Annotated in this window: 25 protein-coding genes; 12 read left to right on the top strand and 13 right to left on the bottom strand. The window is 71.6% G+C overall.

The window, feature by feature from the left end; genetic code table 11:
- Nucleotides 1–194 precede the first annotated feature (194 nt).
- From ACFQW6_RS05655 to ACFQW6_RS05630, 6 genes are read left to right on the top strand one after another with little or no spacing between them, the layout of a single operon-like run.
- The gene (locus ACFQW6_RS05655; RefSeq protein WP_378542140.1) at nt 195–686 is read left to right on the top strand and encodes a phosphoribosyltransferase; all 492 of its coding nucleotides are present in this window, start codon (nt 195–197) and stop codon (nt 684–686) included.
- A gap of 1 nt (nt 687) precedes the next feature.
- Nucleotides 688–1437, top strand: a complete 750-nt coding sequence (locus ACFQW6_RS05650) for a GNAT family N-acetyltransferase (RefSeq protein WP_378542138.1) — start codon at nt 688–690, stop codon at nt 1435–1437.
- Nucleotides 1438–1444: 7 nt separating this feature from the next.
- Nucleotides 1445–2296, top strand: a complete 852-nt coding sequence (locus ACFQW6_RS05645; RefSeq protein WP_378542136.1) for a PPK2 family polyphosphate kinase — start codon at nt 1445–1447, stop codon at nt 2294–2296.
- Nucleotides 2293–3105: a HipA family kinase gene (locus ACFQW6_RS05640; protein ID WP_378542134.1), complete on the top strand. Its 813-nt coding sequence runs from the start codon at nt 2293–2295 to the stop codon at nt 3103–3105. The genes ACFQW6_RS05645 and ACFQW6_RS05640 overlap by 4 nt, the downstream gene beginning before the upstream one ends.
- The gene (locus ACFQW6_RS05635) at nt 3102–3488 is read left to right on the top strand and encodes a DUF3037 domain-containing protein (RefSeq protein WP_378542132.1); all 387 of its coding nucleotides are present in this window, start codon (nt 3102–3104) and stop codon (nt 3486–3488) included. The genes ACFQW6_RS05640 and ACFQW6_RS05635 overlap by 4 nt, the downstream gene beginning before the upstream one ends.
- A gap of 4 nt (nt 3489–3492) precedes the next feature.
- The gene (locus ACFQW6_RS05630; protein WP_378542130.1) at nt 3493–4185 is read left to right on the top strand and encodes a DNA alkylation repair protein; all 693 of its coding nucleotides are present in this window, start codon (nt 3493–3495) and stop codon (nt 4183–4185) included.
- A 120-nt stretch (nt 4186–4305) separates the two neighbouring features.
- On the opposite strand, the gene ACFQW6_RS05625 is transcribed toward ACFQW6_RS05630, so the two are convergent.
- The 4 genes from ACFQW6_RS05625 to ACFQW6_RS05610 all read right to left on the bottom strand — a co-directional run bounded on the left by ACFQW6_RS05625 (nt 4306) and on the right by ACFQW6_RS05610 (nt 7814).
- On the bottom strand, nt 4306–5049 hold the full coding sequence (locus ACFQW6_RS05625) for a sirohydrochlorin chelatase (RefSeq protein ID WP_378542128.1): 744 nt from the start codon (nt 5047–5049) through the stop codon (nt 4306–4308).
- A gap of 120 nt (nt 5050–5169) precedes the next feature.
- Entirely contained in the window at nt 5170–5913 is a 744-nt protein-coding gene (locus tag ACFQW6_RS05620; RefSeq protein WP_378542126.1) for a phosphoadenylyl-sulfate reductase, read from the bottom strand.
- A complete protein-coding gene (locus ACFQW6_RS05615; protein ID WP_378542124.1) occupies nt 5910–6086 on the bottom strand; it encodes a hypothetical protein in 177 nt (58 codons plus the stop codon). The genes ACFQW6_RS05620 and ACFQW6_RS05615 overlap by 4 nt, the downstream gene beginning before the upstream one ends.
- A gap of 15 nt (nt 6087–6101) precedes the next feature.
- Complete coding sequence (locus ACFQW6_RS05610) at nt 6102–7814, bottom strand: nitrite/sulfite reductase (RefSeq protein WP_378542122.1); 1713 nt, start codon at nt 7812–7814, stop codon at nt 6102–6104.
- Nucleotides 7815–8138: 324 nt separating this feature from the next.
- On the opposite strand from ACFQW6_RS05610, the gene ACFQW6_RS05605 reads away from it, so the two are divergent.
- The gene (locus tag ACFQW6_RS05605) at nt 8139–9623 is read left to right on the top strand and encodes a glycine hydroxymethyltransferase (RefSeq protein ID WP_378542611.1); all 1485 of its coding nucleotides are present in this window, start codon (nt 8139–8141) and stop codon (nt 9621–9623) included.
- A 66-nt stretch (nt 9624–9689) separates the two neighbouring features.
- On the opposite strand, the gene ACFQW6_RS05600 is transcribed toward ACFQW6_RS05605, so the two are convergent.
- Together ACFQW6_RS05600 and glgA are read right to left on the bottom strand one after the other, a co-directional pair.
- Entirely contained in the window at nt 9690–10577 is an 888-nt protein-coding gene (locus ACFQW6_RS05600) for a DUF559 domain-containing protein (RefSeq protein ID WP_378542120.1), read from the bottom strand.
- A gap of 133 nt (nt 10578–10710) precedes the next feature.
- Nucleotides 10711–11907 carry a glycogen synthase gene (gene glgA / locus ACFQW6_RS05595; RefSeq protein WP_378542118.1) on the bottom strand — a complete coding sequence of 399 codons (1197 nt, stop codon included), beginning with the start codon at nt 11905–11907 and terminating at the stop codon, nt 10711–10713.
- Nucleotides 11908–11986: 79 nt separating this feature from the next.
- Between glgA and glgC the strand changes: the two genes are divergently transcribed.
- Entirely contained in the window at nt 11987–13234 is a 1248-nt protein-coding gene (gene glgC / locus ACFQW6_RS05590) for a glucose-1-phosphate adenylyltransferase (RefSeq protein ID WP_378542609.1), read from the top strand.
- Nucleotides 13235–13239: 5 nt separating this feature from the next.
- On the opposite strand, the gene ACFQW6_RS05585 is transcribed toward glgC, so the two are convergent.
- Genes ACFQW6_RS05585 through ACFQW6_RS05570 form a run of 4 tightly spaced genes read right to left on the bottom strand, consistent with a single transcriptional unit; the run spans nt 13240 to nt 15571 of the window.
- Nucleotides 13240–14487, bottom strand: coding sequence for an RNA polymerase sigma factor (locus tag ACFQW6_RS05585; RefSeq protein ID WP_378542116.1), 1248 nt, complete (start codon nt 14485–14487; stop codon nt 13240–13242).
- Nucleotides 14488–14496: 9 nt separating this feature from the next.
- Complete coding sequence (locus ACFQW6_RS05580) at nt 14497–14850, bottom strand: YciI family protein (protein ID WP_378542114.1); 354 nt, start codon at nt 14848–14850, stop codon at nt 14497–14499.
- Nucleotides 14847–15200, bottom strand: coding sequence for a YciI family protein (locus ACFQW6_RS05575; RefSeq protein WP_378542112.1), 354 nt, complete (start codon nt 15198–15200; stop codon nt 14847–14849). The genes ACFQW6_RS05580 and ACFQW6_RS05575 overlap by 4 nt, the downstream gene beginning before the upstream one ends.
- 20 nt (nt 15201–15220) lie before the next feature.
- Nucleotides 15221–15571 carry a YciI family protein gene (locus ACFQW6_RS05570; protein WP_378542110.1) on the bottom strand — a complete coding sequence of 117 codons (351 nt, stop codon included), beginning with the start codon at nt 15569–15571 and terminating at the stop codon, nt 15221–15223.
- Between the two features lie 136 nt (nt 15572–15707).
- Between ACFQW6_RS05570 and pgm the strand changes: the two genes are divergently transcribed.
- Nucleotides 15708–17351: a phosphoglucomutase (alpha-D-glucose-1,6-bisphosphate-dependent) gene (pgm, locus tag ACFQW6_RS05565; RefSeq protein ID WP_378542108.1), complete on the top strand. Its 1644-nt coding sequence runs from the start codon at nt 15708–15710 to the stop codon at nt 17349–17351.
- On the opposite strand, the gene ACFQW6_RS05560 is transcribed toward pgm, so the two are convergent.
- The 3 genes from ACFQW6_RS05560 to ACFQW6_RS05550 form a co-directional block, all read right to left on the bottom strand.
- Complete coding sequence (locus ACFQW6_RS05560; RefSeq protein WP_378542107.1) at nt 17332–17676, bottom strand: hypothetical protein; 345 nt, start codon at nt 17674–17676, stop codon at nt 17332–17334. The genes pgm and ACFQW6_RS05560 overlap by 20 nt on opposite strands.
- A 156-nt stretch (nt 17677–17832) precedes the next feature.
- Nucleotides 17833–18144, bottom strand: coding sequence for a hypothetical protein (locus ACFQW6_RS05555; RefSeq protein ID WP_378542105.1), 312 nt, complete (start codon nt 18142–18144; stop codon nt 17833–17835).
- Between the two features lie 96 nt (nt 18145–18240).
- Nucleotides 18241–19893, bottom strand: a complete 1653-nt coding sequence (locus tag ACFQW6_RS05550) for an acyl-CoA dehydrogenase family protein (protein WP_378542103.1) — start codon at nt 19891–19893, stop codon at nt 18241–18243.
- Between the two features lie 109 nt (nt 19894–20002).
- Between ACFQW6_RS05550 and ACFQW6_RS05545 the strand changes: the two genes are divergently transcribed.
- Genes ACFQW6_RS05545 through ACFQW6_RS05535 form a run of 3 tightly spaced genes read left to right on the top strand, consistent with a single transcriptional unit; the run spans nt 20003 to nt 22696 of the window.
- Nucleotides 20003–20968 (top strand): YihY/virulence factor BrkB family protein, encoded by a 966-nt coding sequence (locus tag ACFQW6_RS05545; protein ID WP_378542101.1) that lies wholly within the window; start codon nt 20003–20005, stop codon nt 20966–20968.
- A 2-nt stretch (nt 20969–20970) separates the two neighbouring features.
- Nucleotides 20971–22068, top strand: coding sequence for a potassium channel family protein (locus ACFQW6_RS05540; RefSeq protein WP_378542099.1), 1098 nt, complete (start codon nt 20971–20973; stop codon nt 22066–22068).
- A 4-nt stretch (nt 22069–22072) separates the two neighbouring features.
- Entirely contained in the window at nt 22073–22696 is a 624-nt protein-coding gene (locus tag ACFQW6_RS05535; RefSeq protein ID WP_378542097.1) for a hypothetical protein, read from the top strand.
- The last annotated feature ends 10 nt before the right edge of the window (nt 22697–22706 follow it).

Genomic DNA, 22706 nt, shown 5'->3' with positions numbered 1-22706 from the left:
GCTGGCGCCGGGTGCGTCATACGGATCCGCACGGACAGGTTCAGGTTCGGATGACGTTGGGGCCGGCTGCCGGCTGGCGCCGGGTGCGTCATACGGATCCGCACGCACAGGTCCCGGTTCGGATGACGCTGGGACGCGCGACCCTCGGCGGCCCGGTCTTCCGGCGAGCGACGGGCTCTGGTGGGATGGGTCCCGTGAGCAGCGAGCGCGAGATCCTCACCTACGACCTCTTCGGCACGGCCACCCGCGAGCTCGCGCGGGAGGTGGCTGACTCCGGGTTCCGCCCCGACATCATCCTGGCGATCGCGCGCGGCGGGCTCGCCCTCGGCATGGGGCTGGGCTACGCCCTCGCGGTGAAGAACATCTCGGTGGTCAACGTCGAGTTCTACACGGGCGTGGACCAGCGCCTCGAGGTCCCGATCATGCTGCCCCCGACGCCCGCGGCCATCGAGCTGTCCGGCCTCAAGGTGCTCGTCGCCGACGACGTCGCCGACACCGGTCGCACCCTCGAGCTCGTCCACGCGTTCTGCGAGGGCCACGTCGCCGAGGTGCGCACGGTGGTGATCTACGAGAAGCCGCAGTCGGTCATCAAGCCCGACTACTCCTGGCGGAGCACCGAGCGCTGGATCGACTTCCCGTGGTCCGTGCTTCCTCCCGTCGTCGACCCGGACGCCCTCGCGCACTGACGTGCCTGACGCCGATGCGACGGCGGCGCGCCCCGTCGTCGTACGCCACGGTGACCGGCAGCTGGCCGGCGCCCTGCTGCCCGGGGAGCCGTGGGCAGCGGCCGCGGCCCGCATCTGCGCGCCGGTCGGCGGCGAGCCGGTCGCCCAGGACCTCTCGGGCGACGTCCTGCGGTTCGACGTCGATCCCGACCGGGCCGTCTACCTGCGGGCGATGACGTACAGCGACCTACCGGCGCTGACACGCTGGTTGCAGGAGCCGCACGTCCGACGGTGGTGGCACAACGACGGTGAGCCCTCCATGGAGCGCGTGACGGAGACGTACGGGCCTCGCGTCGACGGCAGGACACCGACACGCATGTGGGTGGTGGAGGTCAACGGTCGGTCCGTCGGTTTCGTCCAGGACTACCGGATCCGCGACTACCCCGGGTTCGCCCTGCTGACGCCCGATCCGGACGCCATCGGCCTCGACTACGCCATCGGGGAGCCCGGGTGGGCGGGACGCGGTCTGGGCGCGCGCATGCTGTGGGCCTGGATGCAGGACGCGCAACGGCGCTTCCCCGACGCCACGTCGTACTTCGCCGCGCCCGACCACGCCAACACGGCATCGCTGCGGATCCTCGACAAGGCCGGGTTCACCCGGGGCACCTGGTTCGACGAGCCGCAACGTGACGGCACCACCGCGACGGTCGTCGGCTGCACCCTCGACGTGCGCCGCGTCCTCGGCCCGGCACCGCGACGCCGTGCGCCATGATGTGCCCATGACGGACGACATCGCCGCCCACCTGCGCCTGCCCGCCGGACCGGTGGACCTGACGGCGATCGAGACCGACGCCGCCCCCGGCTTCGACGGCGGCAAGAGCGACGGCAAGGCAGCGCTCGCCGCGATGGGGACCGAGCTCGCCGACCTCCAGGAACGGCTGTGGGCCGAGCGGACCGTCGGGTCCGAGCGCCGCGTCCTGCTGGTGCTGCAGGGCATGGACACGAGCGGCAAGGGCGGCGTGCTGCGCCACACGATCGGCCTCGTCGACCCCCAGGGCGTCCGGATCACCAGCTTCAAGGCGCCCACCGATGAGGAGAGGAAGCACGACTTCCTCTGGCGCATCGAGAACGGCCTGCCGCCGGCCGGCTACATCGGGGTCTTCGATCGCTCGCACTACGAGGACGTGCTGATCGCGCGGGTCCGGAACTTCGCCGACGCCGATGAGCTCGAGCGCCGCTACGACGCGATCAACGACTTCGAGGCGCGGCTCGCCGACGAGGGGTTCTCGATCATCAAGTGCATGCTCCACATCAGCGCCGACGAGCAGAAGGCCCGGCTCGCCGAGCGGTTGGCCAACCCCGAGAAGCACTGGAAGTACAACCCCGGCGACCTCGACGAGCGCGCGCTGTGGCCGGCCTACCGCGACGCGTACGAGATCGCGCTCGAGCGCACCAGCACCGACGTTGCGCCGTGGCACGTGGTCCCGTCCGACAAGAAGTGGTTCCGCAACCTCGCCATCGGCCGGCTCCTGCTCGACACCCTGCGGGGGCTCGACCTGCAGTGGCCGGTCGCCGACTTCGGCGTGGCCGCCGAGACGGAGCGCCTGGCCGAGGAGACGCCCGTCCAGTGAGCTCCACCGGCCTTCCCACCGACCTTCCCACCGGCCTTCCCATCGGCCTCCCCATCGTCACTGTCACCCGTTACGTCACCCCCCTGCGCGAGGGCGGCAGCCTGCCCGGAGTGGTCGAGGGCGACGACCTCGGCACGTACGTCTGCAAGTTCCGCGGCGCCGGGCAGGGTGCCAAGGTCCTCGTCGCGGAGGTGATCGTGAGCGCGCTCGCCACCCGCCTCGGACTGCGCACCCCTCGCCTCGTCGTCCTCGACCTCGACCCGGAGCTCGCGCGCTACGAGGCCGACGAGGAGGTGCAGGACCTGCTCAACGCGAGCGTGGGTCCCAACCTCGGCATCGACTTCCTGCCCGGCTCGTTCGGCGTGGACGGACAGGTGAGCGCGGCCGACGACGAGGGCGCGCGCGTGCTGTGGCTCGACGCGTTCACCGCCAACGTCGACCGGTCCTGGCGCAACCCCAACCTGCTGCTCTGGCACGGGGACCTCTGGGTCATCGACCACGGCGCGTCGCTCTACTTCCACCACGGCTGGCGCTCCGGGGTGACCGACCCGGCGAAGTTCGCTGCGCAGGCATGGGACGTCGGCGGCCATGTCTTCGAGGAGTGTGCGGACCGCGCGAGCGAGCTCGACGAGGAGATCGCGGCCCGGTTGAGCCGCGACGTCTTCGTCGACGTGCTGGCCGGGGTGCCCGACGTCTGGCTCGAGCCGGTGCCCGGCGCGGAGACACCCGACGCGCTGCGCACGGCGTACGTCGACTTCCTCGACGCCCGCCTCGGCACCCGCCAGTGGCTCCCGGAGGCGTCGCGATGACCGCCAACCGACTGGCCTACCAGTACGTCGTCCTCCGATGCGTGCCGCGCCCCGAGCGCGAGGAGTTCGTCAACGTCGGCGTCGTGCTGCACTGCCAGGCGGCCGACTTCCTCGACGTGACGTGGTCGGTCGACGCCGACCGCCTCCGCTCGCTGCACCCCGACATCGACGTCGACCAGGTGTGCGACGCCCTCACGTTCACCGACTGGGTGTGCCGTGGCGACGAGCGCGGGGGCGAGGCCGCACGGCAGTCGCTGGGCCAGCGGTTCGGCTTCCTCAAGGCCCCGCGCAGCACCGTGCTCCAGCCCGGCGCGGTGCACGGCGGGCTGACCGGCGACCCGGCTCGCCAGCTCGAGCACCTCCGCGAGCGGCTCGTGGGCTGAGCCGATGACGTACGTCGGTGCCGTGCGGGCCGCCTTCGCCGTGGCCGGCGACCCGCAGCGTGCGGCGCAGCAGCAGGCGTACATGAAGTCCGAGCTGCCCTATGTCGGCCTCGGCTCCCCGGCTCTCAAGGCGCTGCTGCGACCCCTGCTGGTCGAGCACCGCTTCGTCGACCGGGCCCAGTGGGAGGCGGCGGTGCTCGAGCTGTGGGAGGACGCCGAGCACCGCGAGGAGTGGTACGCCGCGATCGCCCTCCTCCGGCACCGGTCCTACCGCGCGTGGCTCGATCCCGACCTGCTGCCGCTGCTCGAGCAGCTCGTGCGCACCGGCGCGTGGTGGGACGTCGTCGACGAGATCGCCGCGCACCCCGTCGGGCAGGTCCTCCTCGACCAGCGCGCCGACGTCACTCCGGTCATCGAGCGGTGGTCGGTGGATCCCGACAGCCTGTGGGTCCGGCGTACGGCGATGCTGGCGCAGCTGCGTCACCGCGAGCAGACCGACACCGACCTCCTGGAGCGGGTGCTGGTCGCCAACCTCGACGACACGGCGTACGGCCGCGAGTTCTTCGTCCGCAAGGCGCTCGGCTGGGCGCTGCCGCAGCACGCGCGAACGGATGCGGCGTGGGTCCTGGCCTTCGCCCGGACCCACGCCGATCGCCTCAGCGGGCTCTCCCGCCGTGAGGCGCTCAAGCACCTCTAGCGGGACGTGCCCGAGGGTTGAACTCGACGCGCTCGGGCGACTTCGTGCCTCAGTCGCGTCGCTTGCTCGATCTGGCCGAGCCCACGCGTCGCCCTCGTTCCTCGGACGCCGCTGCTCGTCTCAGACCGGGACGAGCTCGACAGCACCCACGGCGTAGCGGGCGAGGATCGCGCGCGCGACCGCGGGGTGCGCCCCGAGCGGGTCCGAGACGGCCACCGCGCCGGCCTCGACGGCCAGCTCGGTCGCTCGGTCGGGCAGCCGGCCGGGTGCGAGGAAGAACGACGCCACGGCGATGTGGCGCTTGCCCTCGGCGCGGAAGGCGCGCACCGCCTCGCCGGCGGCCGGCGGAGCGGCCGAGGCGAAGGCCGCGGTGACGGGCAGCCGGTGCCGCGCGCCCCAGGTGCGGGCGATGCGGGCGACCGCCTGGTTGGCGAGCGGGTCGGACGAACCGGCGGCGGCGAGCACCAGGGCGTCGAGCTCGCGCACCCGGGCGGCCTTGAGCGCCTCGCGGAGGCGGACGTCGAGCACCTCGAGGAAGGCGGCCTCCATGCCGAGGATCCGGCTGGCCTGGATGCGGACGCCCTCGTGGCGTGCCATGGCCGCGGCGATGGCCTCCGGCACGTCGACCTTCGCGTGGTAGGCCTCCGCGAGCAGCAGCGGGACGACGACGATCTCGTCGTGACCGGCCTTCACCAGGCGGTCGACGACCGTGTCGAAGCCCGGCTTGGAGAGGTCGAGGAAGGCCGTCTCGATCTTGAGGTCGGGGCGCATCGCCTTGACCTCGGCGACGAGCGCCTTGATCGTCGCGGCCGAACGCGGGTCCCGGCTTCCGTGGGCCAGGGCAACCAGAGCAGGAGCAGCCATCAGGGGTGCCTCCGATCGTGTGTGGTGGTGCTGTCGTGCTGGGTGGGTGCGACGACGTTGTCGCTCGTGCTGAGGAGGTCGCGCAGCGACCGTCTCGAAGTGCTGGCATGGGGGAGTGACCTAGGCATGGATCCCGCACTCCGTCTTGTTGGTACCGGCCCAGCGGCCGCTGCGCGGGTCGTCGCCGGGGGCGACGCGGCGCGTGCAGGGCCAGCAGCCGATGCTGGGGTAGCCGTCGTGGACGAGGGGGTTCACGAGCACGCCGTTGTCGAGGACGTACTGCTCGACCTGCTCGTCGCTCCACCGGGCCAGCGGCGAGACCTTGACCTTGCCCTTGCGGGCGTCCCAGCCGACGACCGGCGCGATGACCCGGTTGTGCGTCTCGGCGCGGCGCAGGCCGGTGGCCCAGGCGTCGTACTCCGAGAGCGTGTCGGCGAGCGGCTTGACCTTGCGCAGGGCGCAGCAGAGGTCGGGGTCGGTCTTGTAGAGGTCCTTGCCGTACTGCTCGTCCTGCTCGGCGACGGTGAGCGAGGTGCTCACGGTCCGCAGGTTGACCGGCAGCGTCGCCTCGACGGCGTCGCGGGTGCCGATGGTCTCGATGAAGTGGTAGCCGGTGTCGAGGAACACGACGTCGATGCCGGGGGCGACCTGGGAGGCGAGGTGCGCGAGCACGGCGTCGCCCATCGACGACGTGATCGCGAACCGGTCGCCGAACGTCGCGACGGCCCACTCGATGATCACCTCGGCCGGGGCCAGCTCCAGCTCGGCGCCGACGTGGGAGACAAGCTCGCGGAGCTCCTCGGGTGTCCGTCCCTCGGTGTGGGTGCCCTTGAAGTCGCGGGCAGCGCGGGTGGAGAGGCTCATGATGTGCCTCCCTCGACGGCGGGGTCCGTGCCGGGGTGGGGGATCATCCCGGTCATCTGCACGGTGAAGCTGCGCAGGCACGAGCGGCACTCCCAGGCACCCGCACCCTCGCGGGGGAACAGGTTCTCGTCCCCGCAGTAGGGGCAGTGGAAGGGCTGTGCTCTCTCAGACATGGGCGCGCTCACTCATCAGACCGCCACCGGCTCCCCGCGCAGCAGGACCTCGTCGGCGCGGGCCACCCAGGCGGCGAACCGCTCGCCCTCGGTCCTGTCCCGGAGGTACGCGCTCACGACGGCGGAGACGTAGTCGTCGAGGCCCGCGCTGGTGACCTTGTGGGCGCGGAGCTTGCGGCCCATCGCGGGGTTCAGCCCGAGGGCGCCGCCGAGGTGCACCTGGAAGCCCTCGACCTGGCGGCCGTCGGCGTCCATGACGAGCTGGCCCTTGAGGCCGATGTCGGCGACCTGCGTGCGTGCGCACGCATTGGGGCAGCCGTTGACGTTGACCGAGATGTCGGTGTCGAGGTCGGGGAACCGCTTCTCGAGCTCGGTGACGAGCCGGCGCGAGCGCTCCTTGGTGTCGACGATCGCGAGCTTGCAGAACTCGATGCCGGTGCAGGCCATCGTGGATCGACGCCAGTTGCTGGGGCGGGCGGTGAGGCCGATCTTCTCGAGGTCGTCGGCGAACGCCTCGGTGTCCTCGGCCGCGACGCCGATCACGACAAGCTTCTGGTACGCCGTCAGCCGGGCGCCGCGGGCGTCGTACCGCTCCACGAGGTCGCCGAGCGCGCTCAGCGTGGTGCCGTCGATGCGGCCCACGACGGGAGCGGCGCCGATGTAGAACCGGCCGTCCTTCTGCTCGTGGATGCCGATGTGGTCGCCCTGGGCGATCGGCGCCTCGGGGGAGGGGTTGTCGACGAGCGAGCGGTGGAGGTACTCGTTCTCCAGGACCTCGCGGAACTTGTCCTTGCCCCAGTCGGCGAGGAGGAACTTCAGGCGGGCCTTGGAGCGCAGCCGGCGGTAGCCGTAGTCGCGGAAGATGCCGGCGACGCCCTCCCAGGCGTCGGCCACCTCGTCGAGCGGGATCCAGACGCCCAGCTTGTGGGCGAGCATCGGGTTGGTGGACAGGCCACCGCCGACCCAGAGGTCGAAGCCCGGGCCGTGCTCGGGGTGGACGGTGCCGACGAACGCCACGTCGTTGACCTCGGGCGCGACGTCGTGGCTCGGGTGGCCGGTCAGCGCCGTCTTGAACTTGCGCGGCAGGTTGGAGAACGCCGGGTTGTCCAGCGCCCGGCGCTTGATCTCGGCGAGCGCCTCGGTGCCGTCGATGATCTCGTCCTTGGCGATGCCGGCGACGGGGGAGCCGAGGAAGGGGCGCGGGCTGTCGCCGCACGCCTCGAGCGTGCTGAGGCCGACCGACTCGAGGCGCTCCCAGATCGCCGGGACGCTCTCGATCTCGATCCAGTGGTACTGGATGTTGTTGCGGTCCGTGATGTCGGCGGTGTTGCGGCCGTACGTCGTGGAGACCTCGCCCAGCGCCCGGAGGGCCGCGGCGTCCAGGATGGCGCCGTCGGTGCGCACGCGCATCATGAAGTACCGGTCGTCGAGCTCCTCCTCCTCGAGCTGCGCGGTCTTGCCGCCGTCGAAGCCGGGCGCGCGCTGCGTGTAGAGACCCATCCAGCGGAAGCGACCACGCAGGTCGGCCGGGTCGATCGAGTCGAAGCCCCGGCGGGAGTAGGTGTAGAGGATGCGGTCCCGCACGTTGAGCGGGTCGTCGTCCTTCTTGGACTGCTCGTTCTTGTTGAGCGGCTCGGTGTAACCGAGCGCCCACTGACCCTCGGCGCGCTTGGGGCGCGGGATCTCGGTGTGCTGGGCGGCCTGGGGCGTGAACCGGAGGTCGGGCATGGTCAGGAAGGTCCTGTTCGCTGAGGTGTGCCGCGCGCGACGTTGAGCGCGGAGGGATGCAGGGGCGGCGTCAGCGATGCCAACAGGTCGCGCTGCCCACGCGCATGAGGTCGACGTGACGTCGAACCACAAGGTGTGCGTGGGTGGAAGCGGTGACCATGTCAAGAAGTCTCAGGGAATGGACACAGGTTCCACAAGGCGAAATCTTGCTATTCGAGATGACGCGCCACGATGTGAGACGCCGCTGGCCGTGCTCGCCCGGACCCGGTCCCGAGTGCGGCCCAGGTCACACCATGGTTACGCGCGAGTACGCCGTTCGCACCCCTGCGGGCCGCGGAGGGACGGCGCGCGCTGGCCTCTAGGCTGTCGCCCATGACGGACTCCCTGATCAGCAGTGCGTACTCCCAGGCCCTCGAGGTCATCGCCTCGGTCGAGCCCCGCATCGCGGAGGCCACCCGCCAGGAGCTCGCCGACCAGCGGGCCTCGCTCAAGCTGATCGCGTCGGAGAACTACGCGTCGCCGGCCGTCCTGATGACGATGGGCACCTGGTTCAGCGACAAGTACGCCGAGGGCACCGTGGGCCACCGGTTCTACGCCGGGTGCCAGAACGTCGACACCGTCGAGTCGCTCGCCGCCGAGCACGCCCGTGAGCTCTTCGGCGCGCCGTACGCCTACGTCCAGCCGCACTCGGGCATCGACGCCAACCTCGTCGCCTTCTGGTCGATCCTCGCCAACAAGGTCGAGTCGCCCTACCTCGAGAAGATGCAGGCGAAGAACGTCAACGAGCTCTCCGAGGCCGACTGGGAGACGCTGCGCCACGAGTTCGGCAACCAGCGCCTCCTCGGCATGTCGCTCGACGCCGGCGGCCACCTCACGCACGGCTTCCGGCCGAACATCAGCGGCAAGATGTTCCACCAGCAGCAGTACGGCACCGACCGGGAGACCGGTCTGCTCGACTACGACGCTGTCGCCGCCAAGGCGCGGGAGTTCAAGCCGCTGGTGCTCGTCGCCGGCTACTCCGCCTACCCGCGCCGCGTGAACTTCGCGAAGATGCGCGAGATCGCCGACGAGGTTGGCGCCGTGCTGATGGTCGACATGGCCCACTTCGCCGGTCTCGTCGCGGGCAAGGTGTTCACCGGTGAGGAGAACCCGGTCCCCTACGCCCACATCACGACGACCACCACCCACAAGTCGCTGCGCGGCCCGCGCGGCGGCATGGTGCTGGCGCAGGAGGAGTTCGCCGCTGACGTCGACCGCGGCTGCCCGATGGTGCTGGGTGGCCCGCTGTCGCACGTGATGGCCGCCAAGGCCGTCGCCCTCGCTGAGGCCCGGACCACCGCGTTCCAGGACTACGCCCAGCGGATCGCCGACAACGCCAAGTCGCTGGCCGACGGCTTCCTGACCCGCGGCGCCAATCTCGTCACGGGCGGCACCGACAACCACCTCGTCCTGCTCGACGTGTCGTCCTTCGGGCTCACCGGTCGCCAGGCCGAGTCGGCGCTGCTCGACGCCGGCGTCGTCACCAATCGCAACTCGGTCCCGGCCGACCCCAACGGCGCCTGGTACACCTCCGGCGTCCGGCTCGGCACGCCCGCGCTCACCACCCGCGGCTTCGGCCACGACGAGTTCGACACCGTGGCGGAGCTCATCGTCGACGTGCTCAGCAACACCGAGGCCGGCACGACCAAGGCCGGCGGGCCCAGCAAGGCGTCGTACGTCCTGGGCGACGGAGTCGCCGACCGCGTCACGAAGCGCTCGGCCGAGATGCTCGACAAGCACCCGCTCTACCCCGGTCTTGTCCTCAGCTGACCTGCTCGCTCCCCCGACACCGAACGTCTCGTAGACGCGCGGACAGAAGTCGTGCAGGAAGGACGCCTACGCGGCTATGGGCCCCACGGCGGGGAGTTCTGTCCGCGGGTCTACGCCGATGGCTCGGCAGAGCACCGAGCGCACCCATGCCGGCCGCAACATGACGTCGTCCCACGTGAACCGCAGCACCGTCCAGCCGTCGGCGGCGAGAAGGCTGTAGCGGCGGACGTCCTTGAGGAAGCCCCTGCGGTCGCCGTGCCACTGCCACGAGTCACACTCGATGACGATCCGACGCTCGCGATCGACCAGGTCGGGACAGGCCCAGACGTAGTCGCTCGACACCACCAGCTGGGGAGTGACGGAGAGGCCGGGGACCTGAAGGCAGATGGCGCGCATGACGGACTCGAAGGGGTTTGCGGCGCGCGCGTCCGCCTGGGCCCCGATGCGTCGGACCTTGGCACTGCCGGCTCCGCGAACCGACGCCAGCACACGGCGCAGCGTCGAGATCTCTCCGTGCCGGAGGGCCGAGTCCGCGATCGCCAAGGCCTCGTCGTCCGGCAGTGAGCGCAAGCACTGGAGCAGGGTGAGCTCGCGGCTGGTGGCGATGCCCGCGATGTCGTCCGGTCCCAGGTCGGCCCGGTGCACCACCACCTCGCGGCGGCCGAGGCGGGGGACGTTCCGCTTGCGGGGGAAGACGACGTGAGGAAGTGGTGGGACGGCCTTGACCTCCCACCCGTGGTGCAGGGCGGCGCTGGTCAGGCTCAGGTGGCCGTTCAGCCGGTGGGCCGTCGCAGCAGCCAGGTCGACACCGGGGAGCGCGTAGCGGCCCTGTCCGATGCGTGTGAGGGACCCTCGTGCCAGGGCGCGATCGACGTCTGCGCGAGATGTCGCCAGGATCAGTTCTGCCCGGGTGGCCAGGCCTCCTGAGCGCTCGATCACGGTGAGAACGTCCACCCTTGCAGCATGGACGGCCTTCAGGTGCGCGCGCTGGGCTTGTCCACAGCCCGTAGGCGCGCGGACACAACCCGCGCTGGCGGCTGCGGCTGAGGCGGAATGACAACCGCGGCGCGGACTTCTGTCCGCGCGTCTACGTGGAGCGCACGAGCGAGGAGTAGAGGTCCACCGTGCGGGTGGCGATCGAGCCCCAGCTGAAGGACTCCTCCGCGCGGCGGCGCCCCGCGACGCCGTAGGTGCGGGCGCGGTCGGGGTCACTGACGGCGTCGGTCAGGGCGGCGGCGAGGTCGGCGACGTAGCGCTCCGGGTCGAGCGGGGTGCCGGTGCCGTCGGTGGCCTGCTCGATGGGGACCAGCCAGCCGGTCTCGCCGTCGACGACGACCTCGGGGATGCCGCCGGTGGCGGTGGCGACGACGGCGGTCTCGCAGGCCATCGCCTCGAGGTTGACGATCCCGAGCGGCTCGTAGATCGAGGGGCAGGCGAAGACGGTGGCGGCGGTCAGCAGCGCGACGACGTCCGGTCGGGGCAGCATCTCGGCGATCCAGACCACCCCGGACCGCGTGGCGGCGAGGTCCTCGACCAGGCCGCGGACCTCGGCCTCGATCTCGGGGGTGTCGGGCGCGCCTGCGCAGAGCACGAGCTGGACCTCGGGCGGCAGCGCGGCAGCGGCCCGGAGGAACAGCGGCAGGCCCTTCTGGCGGGTGATCCGGCCGACGAAGATCACGCTCGGCCGGTCGGGGTCGACGCCGAGCTCGCGGACGCGGTCCGCATTCGGCACAGGCGCCCACTCCGTGGTGTCGATGCCGTTGTGCACGACGTGCACCCGCGCCGGGTCGACCGACGGATAGCTGCGCAGCACGTCGTCGCGCATCGCGGCGCTGACCGCGACGATGCCGGCGGCGCCCTCGTACGCCGTCCGCTCCGCCCAGCTCGACAGGGCGTAGCCGCCACCGAGCTGCTCGGCCTTCCACGGCCGCATCGGCTCGAGGGAGTGGGCGCTGACGACGTGGGGGATGCCGTGCATCAGCCCGGCGAGGTGGCCGGCCATGTTGGCGTACCAGGTGTGCGAGTGGACGAGGTCGGCGCCGGCGCAGTCGTCGACCATCGCGAGGTCGACGCCCAGCGTGCGGATGGCCGCGTTCGCCCCGACGAGCGACTCCGGTTCGGCGTACGTCGTCGTGCCCGGCTCCGAGCGCGGGGCACCGAAGCAGCGCACGCGCGCGTCGACGTCGGGCAGCACCCGGAGGGCACGGACCAGCTCGGCGACATGGACGCCGGCGCCTCCGTAGACCTCCGGCGGGTACTCCTTGCTGAGGACGTCGATGCGCATGCGCCGAACCTAGCCGCAAAACGTGGACCCGAGGGAGGTCGACCGCGCACCCGCGGACGGCTAGTTTCGTCGCATGGCCATCACGCCCCCGCGCAAGAAGGTCCTCGCTGTCGTCCTCGCCGGAGGGGAGGGCAAGAGGCTGATGCCGTTGACGGCCGACCGGGCCAAGCCCGCGGTGCCGTTCGGCGGGATCTACCGGCTGATCGACTTCGCGCTGTCCAACGTCGTCAACTCCGGCTACCTCAAGGTCGTCGTGCTGACGCAGTACAAGTCGCACAGCCTGGACCGCCACGTCACGACGACCTGGCGCATGTCCAACCTGCTGGGCAACTACGTCACCCCGGTGCCGGCGCAGCAGCGCGTCGGCAAGCGGTGGTACCTCGGCAGCGCGGACGCGATCTACCAGTCGCTCAACCTGCTCACCGACGAGCAGCCCGACATCGTCGTCGTGGTGGGTGCCGACCACGTCTACCGGATGGACTTCTCCCAGATGGTGGCCGACCACGTCGAGTCCGGAGTCGGGTGCACGGTGGCCGCGATCCGCCAGCCGATCGGCCTGGCCGACCAGTTCGGGGTCATCGATGTCGACCCCGGCAACCCCAAGAAGATCCGGGCCTTCCTCGAGAAGCCGACCGACCCGGTCGGGCTGCCGGACTCGCCCGACGAGGTGCTGGCCAGCATGGGCAACTACGTCTTCACCGCCGACGCGCTGCGCGACGCCGTCACCCGCGACGCCGAGCGCGAGCAGTCCAAGCACGACATGGGCGGCGACATCGTGCCGTGGTTCGTCGACAAGTCGGAGTCGGCCGTCTACGACTACAAGGACAACGAGGTCCCCGGCTCGACCGACCGCGACCGCGGCTACTGGCGCGACGTCGGCACGATGAGGTCGTACTACGACGCCCACCTCGACCTGGTCTCGCCGCTGCCGGTCTTCAACCTCTACAACAAGGCCTGGCCGATCTACACGAGCTACGGACCGCACCCGCCCGCCAAGCTCGTCGAGGGCGCGAGCGGCGCGGGGGTCTCGACATTCAACTCCATCCTCTCGCCCGGCGTCGTCGTCAGCGGTGGCACCGTCAACCAGTCGGTGCTCTCGCCGGCGGTCTGGGTCAAGGACGGCGCGGAGGTCTCCGACTCGGTGCTGATGGACGGGGTGCACATCGGTGAGGGCGCGATCGTGCGCAACGCCATCATCGACAAGGGCGTCATCGTCCCGCCCGGCGTCCAGATCGGGGTCGACCAGGACGCCGACCGCGCGCGCGGCTTCGTCGTCGACGAGGGGCTCACCGTCCTCGCCAAGCAGCAGCCGGTGCCCGCCGAGTAGGGGAACTAGCCGGCCGGCAGCGCGTCGCGCTGCGCAACGAGGAAGGCCGTCTCGACCTCGTTGCGGCAAGCCGCGATCGCCTGGTCGTACGCCGCCCGGGCGGCGTCGACGTCTCCCGCGCGGGACAGCAGCTCGGCCCGCACCGCCGCGGGCCGGTGGCTCTGGGGTACCTCCAGCCCCTCGAGCGCGTCGAGGCCGGCGGCCGGCCCGTGCTGCTCGGCGACCGCGACGGCTCGCGCGAGCCGGGCCGACGGGGTGGGCGCCACCTGGAGCAGCAGGTCGTACAGCCGCACGACGCGGTCCCACCGGGTCTCCTGCGCGCTCGGCGCGGTGGCGTGCTCGGCGGCGATCCGCGCCTGCAGGACGTACGACGCCGCCAGCGGGGTCAGCGGTCCGGCCAGCTGCGGCCGGGCGAGCAGCCGGGTCGCCTCCGCGATCTCGTCGTGGTGCCACCGGGTGCGGTCCTGGTCGGCGAGGAGCACCAGTCGTCCGTCACCGACCCGGGCGTCGCGCCGGGAGTGCTGCAGCAGCATCAGGGCGAGCAGCGCCACGAGCGCCGGCTCGTCCGGGCGCAGGCCGAGCACCACGCGTACGAGCCGGATCGCCTCGCCGGACTGGTGGGCGCGCAGCAGGTCGGGGCCGGTGCCGGGGGAGTAGCCGGCGGTGAAGGTGAGGTAGGCGGTCTGCGCCACGACCTCGAGGCGCTCGGGCAGCACGTCGGCGTCGGGCACGGCGAATGGGATGCCGGCGCCCACGATGCGCTTCTTGGCGCGGGTGATCCGCGCGGCCATCGTCGGCTCGGGCACGAGGAACAGCCGGGCGATGTCGGCAGTCGGCACTCCGAGGACCAGCCGCAGGCTCAGCGCGCTGGCTGCCTCGGGCGCCAGGGCCGGGTGGGCGCACATGAGCACTAGGCGCAGCACGTCGTCCTCGACCAGGCTTCCGGCGTCGGCCATGGTGCGGACTCCTTCCTCGTGCTGCTCGGCGTCGAGGAGCAGGAGCGGCTCCTTGCGTCGGGCGACGTCCTCGGTGCGGAGCCGGTCGAGCACCCGTCGCCGGGCCGCGGTCATCAGCCACGCCTGCGGGTTGGCCGGCACGCCGTCGGCGGGCCAGGTGCGGCTGGCCGCCTCGACGGCGTCGCCCAGCGCGTCCTCGACGAGGTCGAGGCGGCGGAACTGCGTGAGGAGGAGGGCCACGAGGCGGCGCCACTCCTCGCGCACGACGTCGGTCAGGGCGTCCTCGGCGTGGGTCATGTGCAGCGGTCAGCCCATGTCCACCGCGGGCTGCACCTGGATGTCGTACGCCGGCAGCGCCCGCAGCAGCTCCAGGAGCACGTCGAGGTCGGGGGCCTCGACCAGGTAGAACCCGCCCATCCCCTCGACCGCTTCGGCGTAGGGCCCGTCGGTGACCTGCACCTGCCCGTTGCGGGTGCGGACGGTGGTCGCGGCCTCGGGGCCGGCGAGGGCCTCGCCGGCGAGGATCTCGACGCCGTCGCGCGCGGCGCAGGCCGCGCCGAAGTCGGCGAACTTCGCCATCGTGGCGGCCTGCTCGTCGGGCGTCTGCTCGGGCCACGTCTTCTCGTCCCCGTCGTCCATCAGCAGCACGAGGTACCTCACGACGCGTCCCCGGTGATCTTGCGGTGCACCTCGACGGCGTCACCGGTCGCGGACAGGATCTTGCACACGTCCATGAGGTCGTCGAGGTCGTCGGTGCGGACCTCGTAGTAGCCGCCGAGCTGTTCGGCGGTCTCGCTCCACGGCCCGTCGGTGACGGTGTCGGAGTGAGGCGCGAGCGACTTCGCCTCGGACGCGCGCGGCAGCTCGGCGCCGCCCACGATGGTGTGGCCGCGGCGCTCGAGCTCCTCGGTGAAGCGGCCGTGCACGTCGTACGTCGCCTTCTTCTCCTCCTCGGGCGTGTCCCACCACGCCTCGGTGTCGCCCAGCAGCAGCACGATGTAGTCGGTCATGTCAGGTCTCCTTCTCGGTGTCACTCGGCCAGTCGTCGGAGCTCGATGTGCTCGCCGCGCGCGGCGAACCGCTCGCACGCCGCTCGCAGCGCGTCACCGTCCTCGGAGTCGACGAGGTAGAAGCCGACCACCTGCTCGGCGGTCTCGCTGAACGGCCCGTCGGTGACCAGTGCGCCGCCCGCGCCGTCGGGGCGCATGGACGTCGCCTGCGCCGAGGGCTCGAGCGGGCTGACGGTGACGAGCGTGTGCCCCTCGGCCTCGAGGTCGCGCTGGAACTCCTGGTGGGAGCGGTGTCCCTTCTCGTGCTCCTCGGGCGGCAGGTCGGCCCACTCGGCCTCGGGGGCGGGCAGCAGGATCAGGTAGCGGCTCATGGACGGATCGAGCTCCTTCGGATGTCACGGGCCGCAGGACTGCGGCCTCATCACTCTGACGGACCGACCCTGCCCGAATCGACATCGCGCGCACACCATTCTCGACGCGAGTTGCTCGACCCACCAAGATGGGCCCATGGCCACCCACGAGAGAGCCGGACAAACCGCCCGTACCGAGGACCTGGTGGACGTCTCCCACCTCGTGACGGCCTACTTCGACCTCGAGCCCGATCCCGACGACGTGTCCCAGCAGGTCGCCTTCGGCACCAGCGGCCATCGCGGCACCTCGCTCACCACCTCCTTCAACGAGGTGCACATCGCGGCGACCACGCAGGCGATCTGCGACTACCGCAAGGAGCAGGGATACGACGGCCCGCTGTTCGTGGGACGCGACACCCACGCCCTGTCCGAGCCCGCCTGGGCCACGGCGCTGGAGGTGCTGGTCGCCAACGACGTCACGGTGCTGGTGGACGACCGCGACGGCTTCACCCCGACCCCTGCGGTCAGCCACGCGATCCTGCGCGCCAACCAGGGACGTACGACGGGTGCCGGGCTCGCCGACGGCATCGTCGTCACGCCCTCGCACAACCCGCCCCAGGACGGCGGGTTCAAGTACAACCCGCCCCACGGTGGGCCCGCCGACTCCGACGCCACCAGCGTGATCGCCGCCCGTGCCAACGAGCTCATCCGCGGCAACATCGCAGGTGTCCGCCGGATCTCGTTCGCCAAGGCACGTGCCGAGGTCGGTTCCTACGACTTCCTCGGCACCTACGTCGACGACCTGCCGTCGGTGCTCGACCTCGACGCGATCCGCGAGGCAGGGGTGCGCATCGGCGCCGACCCGCTGGGCGGCGCGAGCGTCGCCTACTGGGGCGAGATCGCCGAGCGGCACCGGCTCGACCTGTCGGTCGTCAACCCGCTGGTCGACCCGACGTGGCGCTTCATGACGCTCGACTGGGACGGGAAGATCCGGATGGACTGCTCCTCGCCGTACGCCATGGCCTCGCTGGTGGGCCGCAAGGACGAGTACGCCATCGCGACCGGCAACGACGCCGACGCCGACCGCCACGGCATCGTCACTCCCGACGCCGGCCTGATGAACCCCAACCACTTCCTCGCCGTCGCCATCGCCCACCTGTTCGGCGGTGCGCGTCCGGAGTGGTCCGCGGACACGCGCATCGGCAAGACCCTCGTGTCGAGCTCGATGATCGACCGCGTCGCCGAGTCGATCGGCAAGCCGCTGGTCGAGGTGCCGGTCGGCTTCAAGTGGTTCGTGCCCGGCCTGATGGACGGGTCCTTCGGCTTCGGCGGCGAGGAGTCGGCGGGCGCCTCCTTCCTGCGGCGTGACGGCTCGACGTGGACCACCGACAAGGACGGCATCCTGCTCGCGCTGCTGGCCAGCGAGATCCTCGGTGCGACCGGGCAGACGCCCAGCCAGCACTACGCCGAGCTGGTCGCCCGGCACGGCGACCCGGCGTACGCCCGCATCGACGCCCCGGCCGACCGTGAGCAGAAGGCCAAGCTCGCGGCGCTCTCGCCCGACGACGTGTCGGCGACGACGCTGGCAGGGGAGGAGATCACCGGCAAGCTCACCGAGGCACCCGGCAACGGTGCCAGGATCGGCGGGCTCAAGGTGACCACCGAGTCGGCGTGGTTCGCCGCCCGCCCCAGCGGCACGGAGGACGTCTACAAGATCTATGCGGAGTCGTTCCGCGGTCCCGACCACCTCGCCGAGGTGCAGGACGAGGCGCGGGAGGTCGTCAGCGCGGCCCTGCGCTGAGCAGGTGCTGCTCGCCCCGCGAGGGGTGCGGCACCGTCACCGGGCCGGCCTCGATCGGCCCGCGCTCGGCCTCACCGTGCGGGCGGGCGCCCGCGGTGTCGGGGTGCTCCACCTGCGAGCGGCGGAACCTCACCGCCGTGACCGCGTCGAGCCGGACCAACGCCTGCCCGTCACCGTCGTCGAGCACCGCGCCGAGGCCGTCGCAGCCGATCACCCGTCCCTCGAGCCAGCTTCCCGCGACCAGGACGCTCACCTCGGCACCGGTGTCCTCGGCGCGCCTCAGCAGCGTCCCCACGCTGAGCATCGTGCTGGAGAGCTTCGTCATCCCCCACCTCCCCGCCAGGCATCACCCACACCGTGTGGGTGCGGTGAACCTAGGGCGGGAGCGGCGGTCTCACGACGGGCTCGGGCGAGAGTGGGGCAGGACTTCGACGAACGTGCGACGAGCCTGCGGGACAGGCCGCCGACCGGTGTGGACCAGTCAGCCGCCGACCGGGCCGGCCTCGATCGGGTCCCGCCGCCGGCGTCCGTGGGGCCGGGCGGGCTCGTTGCCCGCCTCGCCACCCGGGTCGTCGATGTCGGCCCGCGAGAAGCTCACGGCCACGATCGAGTCGAGACGGACCAGCACCTGCTGGCTGCCGCCGTCGTCGAGCACCACCCCAAGGCTGTCGGCACCGGCGATCCTGCCGTCGAGCCAGGTGCCCTGCACCAACAGGCGCACGGGGGCGCCGGCGTCCTGCGCGTGCCGCAGCAGGGTGCCGACGGTGAACAACGTGCTGCCCTTGCCCGACATCACGACTCCTCTCGATCGGGGTAACGCTACGTCGTCGGAGCCGCGGCGAGGGGCCGATCGCCTCAGGTGTGTCCTGACGACCGTCGCCTGACGCGCTCAGGGCCGCGGCGTCGCCCGGTCCACGACCTCGCGGAGCGACCCGCTGTCCAGCATCCCGAACGTGCCGCCGTACGACGTCCCGAACCGGCTGCCGCAGAACGCGTCGGCGACCTCGGCGGGCGCGAACCGCACGAGCAGCGAGCCCTGCAGGCAGGCGGCCATCCGGCCGGCCAGTCGGCGCGCCCCTGCCTCGAGGCCGGCGCCCTCGCCGAGGAGGGCGAGCGTGTCGTCGACCGCCCGGTCCAGGCGCCTGTCGGCTCCGCGGGCGGCGCCGACCTCGGTGATCCAGGCCTGCAGCACCTCGGGCTCGCGCCCCAGCGCCCGCAGCACATCGAGGGCGTTGACGTTGCCGGACCCCTCCCAGATCGAGTTGAGGGGCGACTCGCGGAACATCAGCGGCAGCCCCGAGTCCTCGACGTACCCGTTGCCGCCGAGGCACTCCAGCGCCTCGGCCACCATCGCCGGGGTGCGCTTGCACACCCAGAACTTCGCGAGCGGCAGCGCGATGCGGCGCAATGCCACCTCGTGCGGGTCGCCGGGCCGGTCCACCGCGGCCGCGAGGCGCATCGCGAGGGCCGTCGCGGCCTCCGACTCCACGGCCAGGTCCGCGACGACGTTCTGCATGAGCGGCTTGTCGACCAGCAGGCCGCCGAACGCCGAGCGGTGGGCGACGTGCCACGACGCCTCGGCCAGGGCGTGGCGCATGAGCGCCGCCGAGCCGAGGACGCAGTCGAGGCGGGTGGCGGCGACCATCTCGATGATGGTCCGGACGCCGCGGCCCTCGTCGCCGAGGCGCTGGGCGAGCGTGCCGGTGAGCTCGAGCTCGCTCGACGCGTTGGACCGGTTCCCGAGCTTGTCCTTGAGCCGCACCACGTCGATCCGGTTCCGGGTGCCGCCATCGAGCACCCGTGGCACGACGAAGCACGTCATCCCGCCGTCGGCCTGCGCCAGCACGAGGAAGACGTCGTTCATCGGGGCAGAGGTGAACCACTTGTGGCCGTCGAGGCGGTACCACCCGTCGTCCGTCGTCGGGGTCGCCCGGGTCTGGTTGGCGCGGACGTCGGAGCCGCCCTGCTTCTCCGTCATGCCCATCCCTGCCAACGCCCCGGTCTTGGTCGTGCGGCTGCGGACGCCGGGGTCGTAGGACCGGGCGGCCAGCAGCGGCGTCCACTCCTTGGCGACGGACTCGTCGGCCCGCAGCGCCGGCACGGCGGCGTACGTCATCGAGATCGGGCACCCGTGCCCCGGCTCGGTCTGCGACCACGCATAGAAGCCGGCCGCGCGGCGCAGGTGGGCGTGCGGGTCGCCGGCCTCCTGCTGCTCCCACGGCGCGGCCTGCAGTCCGTGGCCGACCGCGCGCTCCATGAGCCAGTGCCACGACGGGTGGAACTCCACCTCGTCGACGCGGTTGCCCCAGCGGTCGTACGGCACCAGCTCGGGGTGGTGACGGTTGGCCAGCATGCCGTGCTCGCGCGCCTCCTCGGTGCCTGCCTCGACGCCGAGCGGGGTGAGCTCCTCCACGAGCGACGCCGACCCGTGGCGGGCGAGCGCCTCGGTGAGGGCGACGTCGGTGGCGACGACGTCGTGCCCGACCAGGGCGGGCGCCTGGTTGGTCGCGGTGCGGGCGTCGACGGGGCGGTCCTTGTTCATGGGTTCACCGTAGGACGCGCGCCGAGGGCAGGTGACGAGGACCACGTCGCGGGTCGAACCGCCGCGCGGGTCCGGTCCATCGGCGCACCCTCTCGATAGCGTGGCCGACATGGTCGAGGCGCGCGAGGACACCCCCGCCCCGCGCCGGGCAGAGGTGCTGCTGCGGCGGTGGCGCGAGCACCTCTGGCGCATCATCGTCACGACCGTCGGGTCGTGCCTGCGGCACCGGGTGACCGGGCTCGCCGCCGAGGCCGCCTTCTTCGCGGTGCTGTCCGTCCCGCCGCTCATCTTCGCCCTGGCCGGCGCGGTGGGCTTCGTGAGCGAGCGGTTCACCGCGACGCAGGTCGAGGACGTGAGCAACGCCGTCCTCGAGATCTCCCGCCAGGCGCTGACCGACCGCGCCGTCGACCGGATCATCGCGCCGACCCTGCAGGAGGTGCTCGACGGCGGGCGCTACGACGTCATCTCGATCGGGTTCGTGCTCGCCCTCTGGTCGGGCTCGCGCGCGCTCAACGTCTTCGTCGACACCATCACGATCATGCACGGCCTGGGCGGTCACCGCGGGATCGTCGCCACCCGTGCCCTGTCGTTCGTGCTCTACGCGCTGGCGATGGTGACCGGTGCGGTGAGCATCCCGCTGGTCGTCGCCGGACCGTCCCTGGTGGAGCGGGTCCTGCCGGAACGGCTCGACTTCGTCAACAGCCTCTACTGGCCGGTCGTGCTCGTGCTGTGCATCTGCTTCCTGGCCACGCTCTACCACGTGTCCGTGCCGGTGCGGACCAACTGGAGCTTCAACCTGCCCGGCGCGGTGTTCGCCCTCTTCTGCTGGATCGCCGGGTCCTACACCCTCCGCTGGGTGCTCACGGTCACCGCGGCCGAGTCGCGCTCGATCTACGGCCCACTGGCGGCACCGATCGCCGTGCTGCTGTGGCTCTACCTGCTTGCGCTCGCCGTGCTGATCGGGGCCGCGGTCAACGCCGCCTTCGACACCGTCTACCCGCAGAAGAGCACGACGCGGGCCCGCCTGGAGCTCGTGCAGCGGCTGCGCGAGCGCATCAGCGTGCGAGACTCCTGACCGTGCGTGCCGACAGCGTCCACCCCAGCGTGGGGCGGGTCTCCCTCCCGGAGACCGAGCGGTCGCCGTGGTGGGAGCTCGGCCGGCGGCTCCTGCTGGCTGCCGCGATCCTCTTCGGCACCGTCATGCTCGTCTACCTCGATCGCGAGGGCTACAACGACAACGCCCATCCCGGACGCGACCTGACGCTGCTCGACGCGTTCTACTACACGACCGTCACCCTCAGCACGACCGGCTACGGCGACATCGCCCCTGAGTCGGAGCAGGCCCGGCTGGTCAACGCCCTGGTGATCACGCCCGCCCGCATCGCCTTCCTGGTGCTGCTGATCGGCACCACCCTCGAGGTCCTCGCCTCGCAGGGACGCGAGATGTTCCGGGTCTCCCGGTGGAGGAAGAAGAAGATGGACCAGCACGTCGTCGTGGTCGGCTACGGCACCAAGGGCCGCAGCGCGATCGAGACCCTCGTCAGCAACGGCTACTCCCGCGACGCGATCGTCGTGGTCGACCCGGAGCCCGTGGCGATGGAGGAGGCCAACCGGGACCGGCTGGTCGGGATCGCGGGCGACGCCACCCGACGCGGGGTGCTGCGGCAGGCCGGCGTCGAGAAGGCGACCCACGTCATCATCACCACCGACCGCGACGACTCCAACGTCCTGGTCACCCTCACCGTGCGCCAGCTCAACCCGGACGCGTGGATCGTCGCGTCCGTGCGTGAGCACGAGAACGTGCCGCTGATGCGCCAGTCGGGCGCCAACTCGGTGATCACGTCCTCCGACGCGGTCGGCCGCCTGCTCGGCCTCTCGTCGATGTCGCCGATGCTCGGCTCGGTGATGGAGGACTTGATGACCTACGGCGAGGGACTCGAGGTCGCCGAGCGCGAGCTGCTGGTCACCGAGGTGGGCAAGCAGCCGCAGCGGCTGCCCGACCAGGTCATCGCGGTGGTGCGCGACGAGAAGGTCTACCGCTACTTCGACCCTGTGGTCTCGCTGCTCGCCCGCGGCGACAAGCTCATCGTGATCCGACCGGCCAAGGAGCTGCCGTGGGCCCCGCGACCCGGCACCCACGGCGAGGAGCTGGCCGACGAGGACGACCAGGTGTGAGCGCGTGATCGCCTCGCACCGCCACCGATTCGTCTTCGTCAAGACCCGCAAGACCGCCGGCACCAGCCTCGAGATCGCGCTGTCACGCCACTGTGGTCCGGCCGACGTGGTCACCCGGATCAGCCCCGAGGACGAGGAGCTGCGCGCAGCCGCCGGGGGAGTGGGACCCCAGAACGACGACACCGAGCCCAGCTCGTACGCCCACATGGGCGCCCGTCGCGTCATCGAGGTGCTCGGGCGCGAGACCTGGGACGCCTACTTCACCTTCGCGGTCGAGCGGAACCCCTTCGACGTGGTCGCCTCGTCCTACCGCTACAGCGCCCGCAAGCCCACCTTCACCAAGACCTTCGCGGAGTTCGTCCGGACCCCGAAGCGGATGGAGCGGCTCGCCCTCAACGAGCGTCTCTACCGCCTCGACGGCCGCGTCGTCGTCGACCGGGTCTACCGCTACGAGGAGCTGCCGGACGCGGTCGCGGACATCTCCGCCCGCCTCGGCATCGAGCTCGACCTCCCCCACGCGAAGCAGGGGAGCGGCCCGCACTACCGCGAGCTCTACGGGCCCGGCGACGCCGAGATCGTCGCGGAGCGCTTCGCGCGGACCATCCGCGAGTTCGGCTACGAGTTCTAGCCGCGGGCTC

The sequence above is a fragment of the Nocardioides sp. GCM10028917 genome (genome assembly GCF_042666175.1).
Lineage (GTDB): Bacteria > Actinomycetota > Actinomycetes > Propionibacteriales > Nocardioidaceae > Nocardioides.
The sequence above is the reverse complement of the archived record's forward strand: the minus strand, read 5'-3'. Positions and strand labels throughout refer to the sequence as shown.

Bases quoted from the DNA above. Each gene is read 5' to 3' on its own strand.
- ACFQW6_RS05560 (WP_378542107.1), bottom strand. From the start codon at position 17,676: ATGACGAAGCTCTCCAGCACGATGCTCAGCGTGGGGACGCTGCTGAGG.
- ACFQW6_RS05620 (WP_378542126.1), bottom strand. From the start codon at position 5,913: ATGAGCCTCTCCACCCGCGCTGCCCGCGACTTCAAGGGCACCCACACC.
- ACFQW6_RS05570 (WP_378542110.1), bottom strand. From the start codon at position 15,571: ATGAGCCGCTACCTGATCCTGCTGCCCGCCCCCGAGGCCGAGTGGGCC.
- ACFQW6_RS05635 (WP_378542132.1), top strand. From the start codon at position 3,102: ATGACCGCCAACCGACTGGCCTACCAGTACGTCGTCCTCCGATGCGTG.
- pgm (WP_378542108.1), top strand. From the start codon at position 15,708: ATGGCCACCCACGAGAGAGCCGGACAAACCGCCCGTACCGAGGACCTG.
- ACFQW6_RS05555 (WP_378542105.1), bottom strand. From the start codon at position 18,144: ATGTCGGGCAAGGGCAGCACGTTGTTCACCGTCGGCACCCTGCTGCGG.
- ACFQW6_RS05610 (WP_378542122.1), bottom strand. From the start codon at position 7,814: ATGCCCGACCTCCGGTTCACGCCCCAGGCCGCCCAGCACACCGAGATC.
- glgA (WP_378542118.1), bottom strand. From the start codon at position 11,907: ATGCGCATCGACGTCCTCAGCAAGGAGTACCCGCCGGAGGTCTACGGA.
- ACFQW6_RS05615 (WP_378542124.1), bottom strand. From the start codon at position 6,086: ATGTCTGAGAGAGCACAGCCCTTCCACTGCCCCTACTGCGGGGACGAG.
- ACFQW6_RS05625 (WP_378542128.1), bottom strand. From the start codon at position 5,049: ATGGCTGCTCCTGCTCTGGTTGCCCTGGCCCACGGAAGCCGGGACCCG.
- ACFQW6_RS05550 (WP_378542103.1), bottom strand. From the start codon at position 19,893: ATGAACAAGGACCGCCCCGTCGACGCCCGCACCGCGACCAACCAGGCG.
- ACFQW6_RS05630 (WP_378542130.1), top strand. From the start codon at position 3,493: ATGACGTACGTCGGTGCCGTGCGGGCCGCCTTCGCCGTGGCCGGCGAC.
- ACFQW6_RS05575 (WP_378542112.1), bottom strand. From the start codon at position 15,200: ATGACCGACTACATCGTGCTGCTGCTGGGCGACACCGAGGCGTGGTGG.
- ACFQW6_RS05645 (WP_378542136.1), top strand. From the start codon at position 1,445: ATGACGGACGACATCGCCGCCCACCTGCGCCTGCCCGCCGGACCGGTG.
- ACFQW6_RS05585 (WP_378542116.1), bottom strand. From the start codon at position 14,487: ATGACCCACGCCGAGGACGCCCTGACCGACGTCGTGCGCGAGGAGTGG.
- ACFQW6_RS05545 (WP_378542101.1), top strand. From the start codon at position 20,003: ATGGTCGAGGCGCGCGAGGACACCCCCGCCCCGCGCCGGGCAGAGGTG.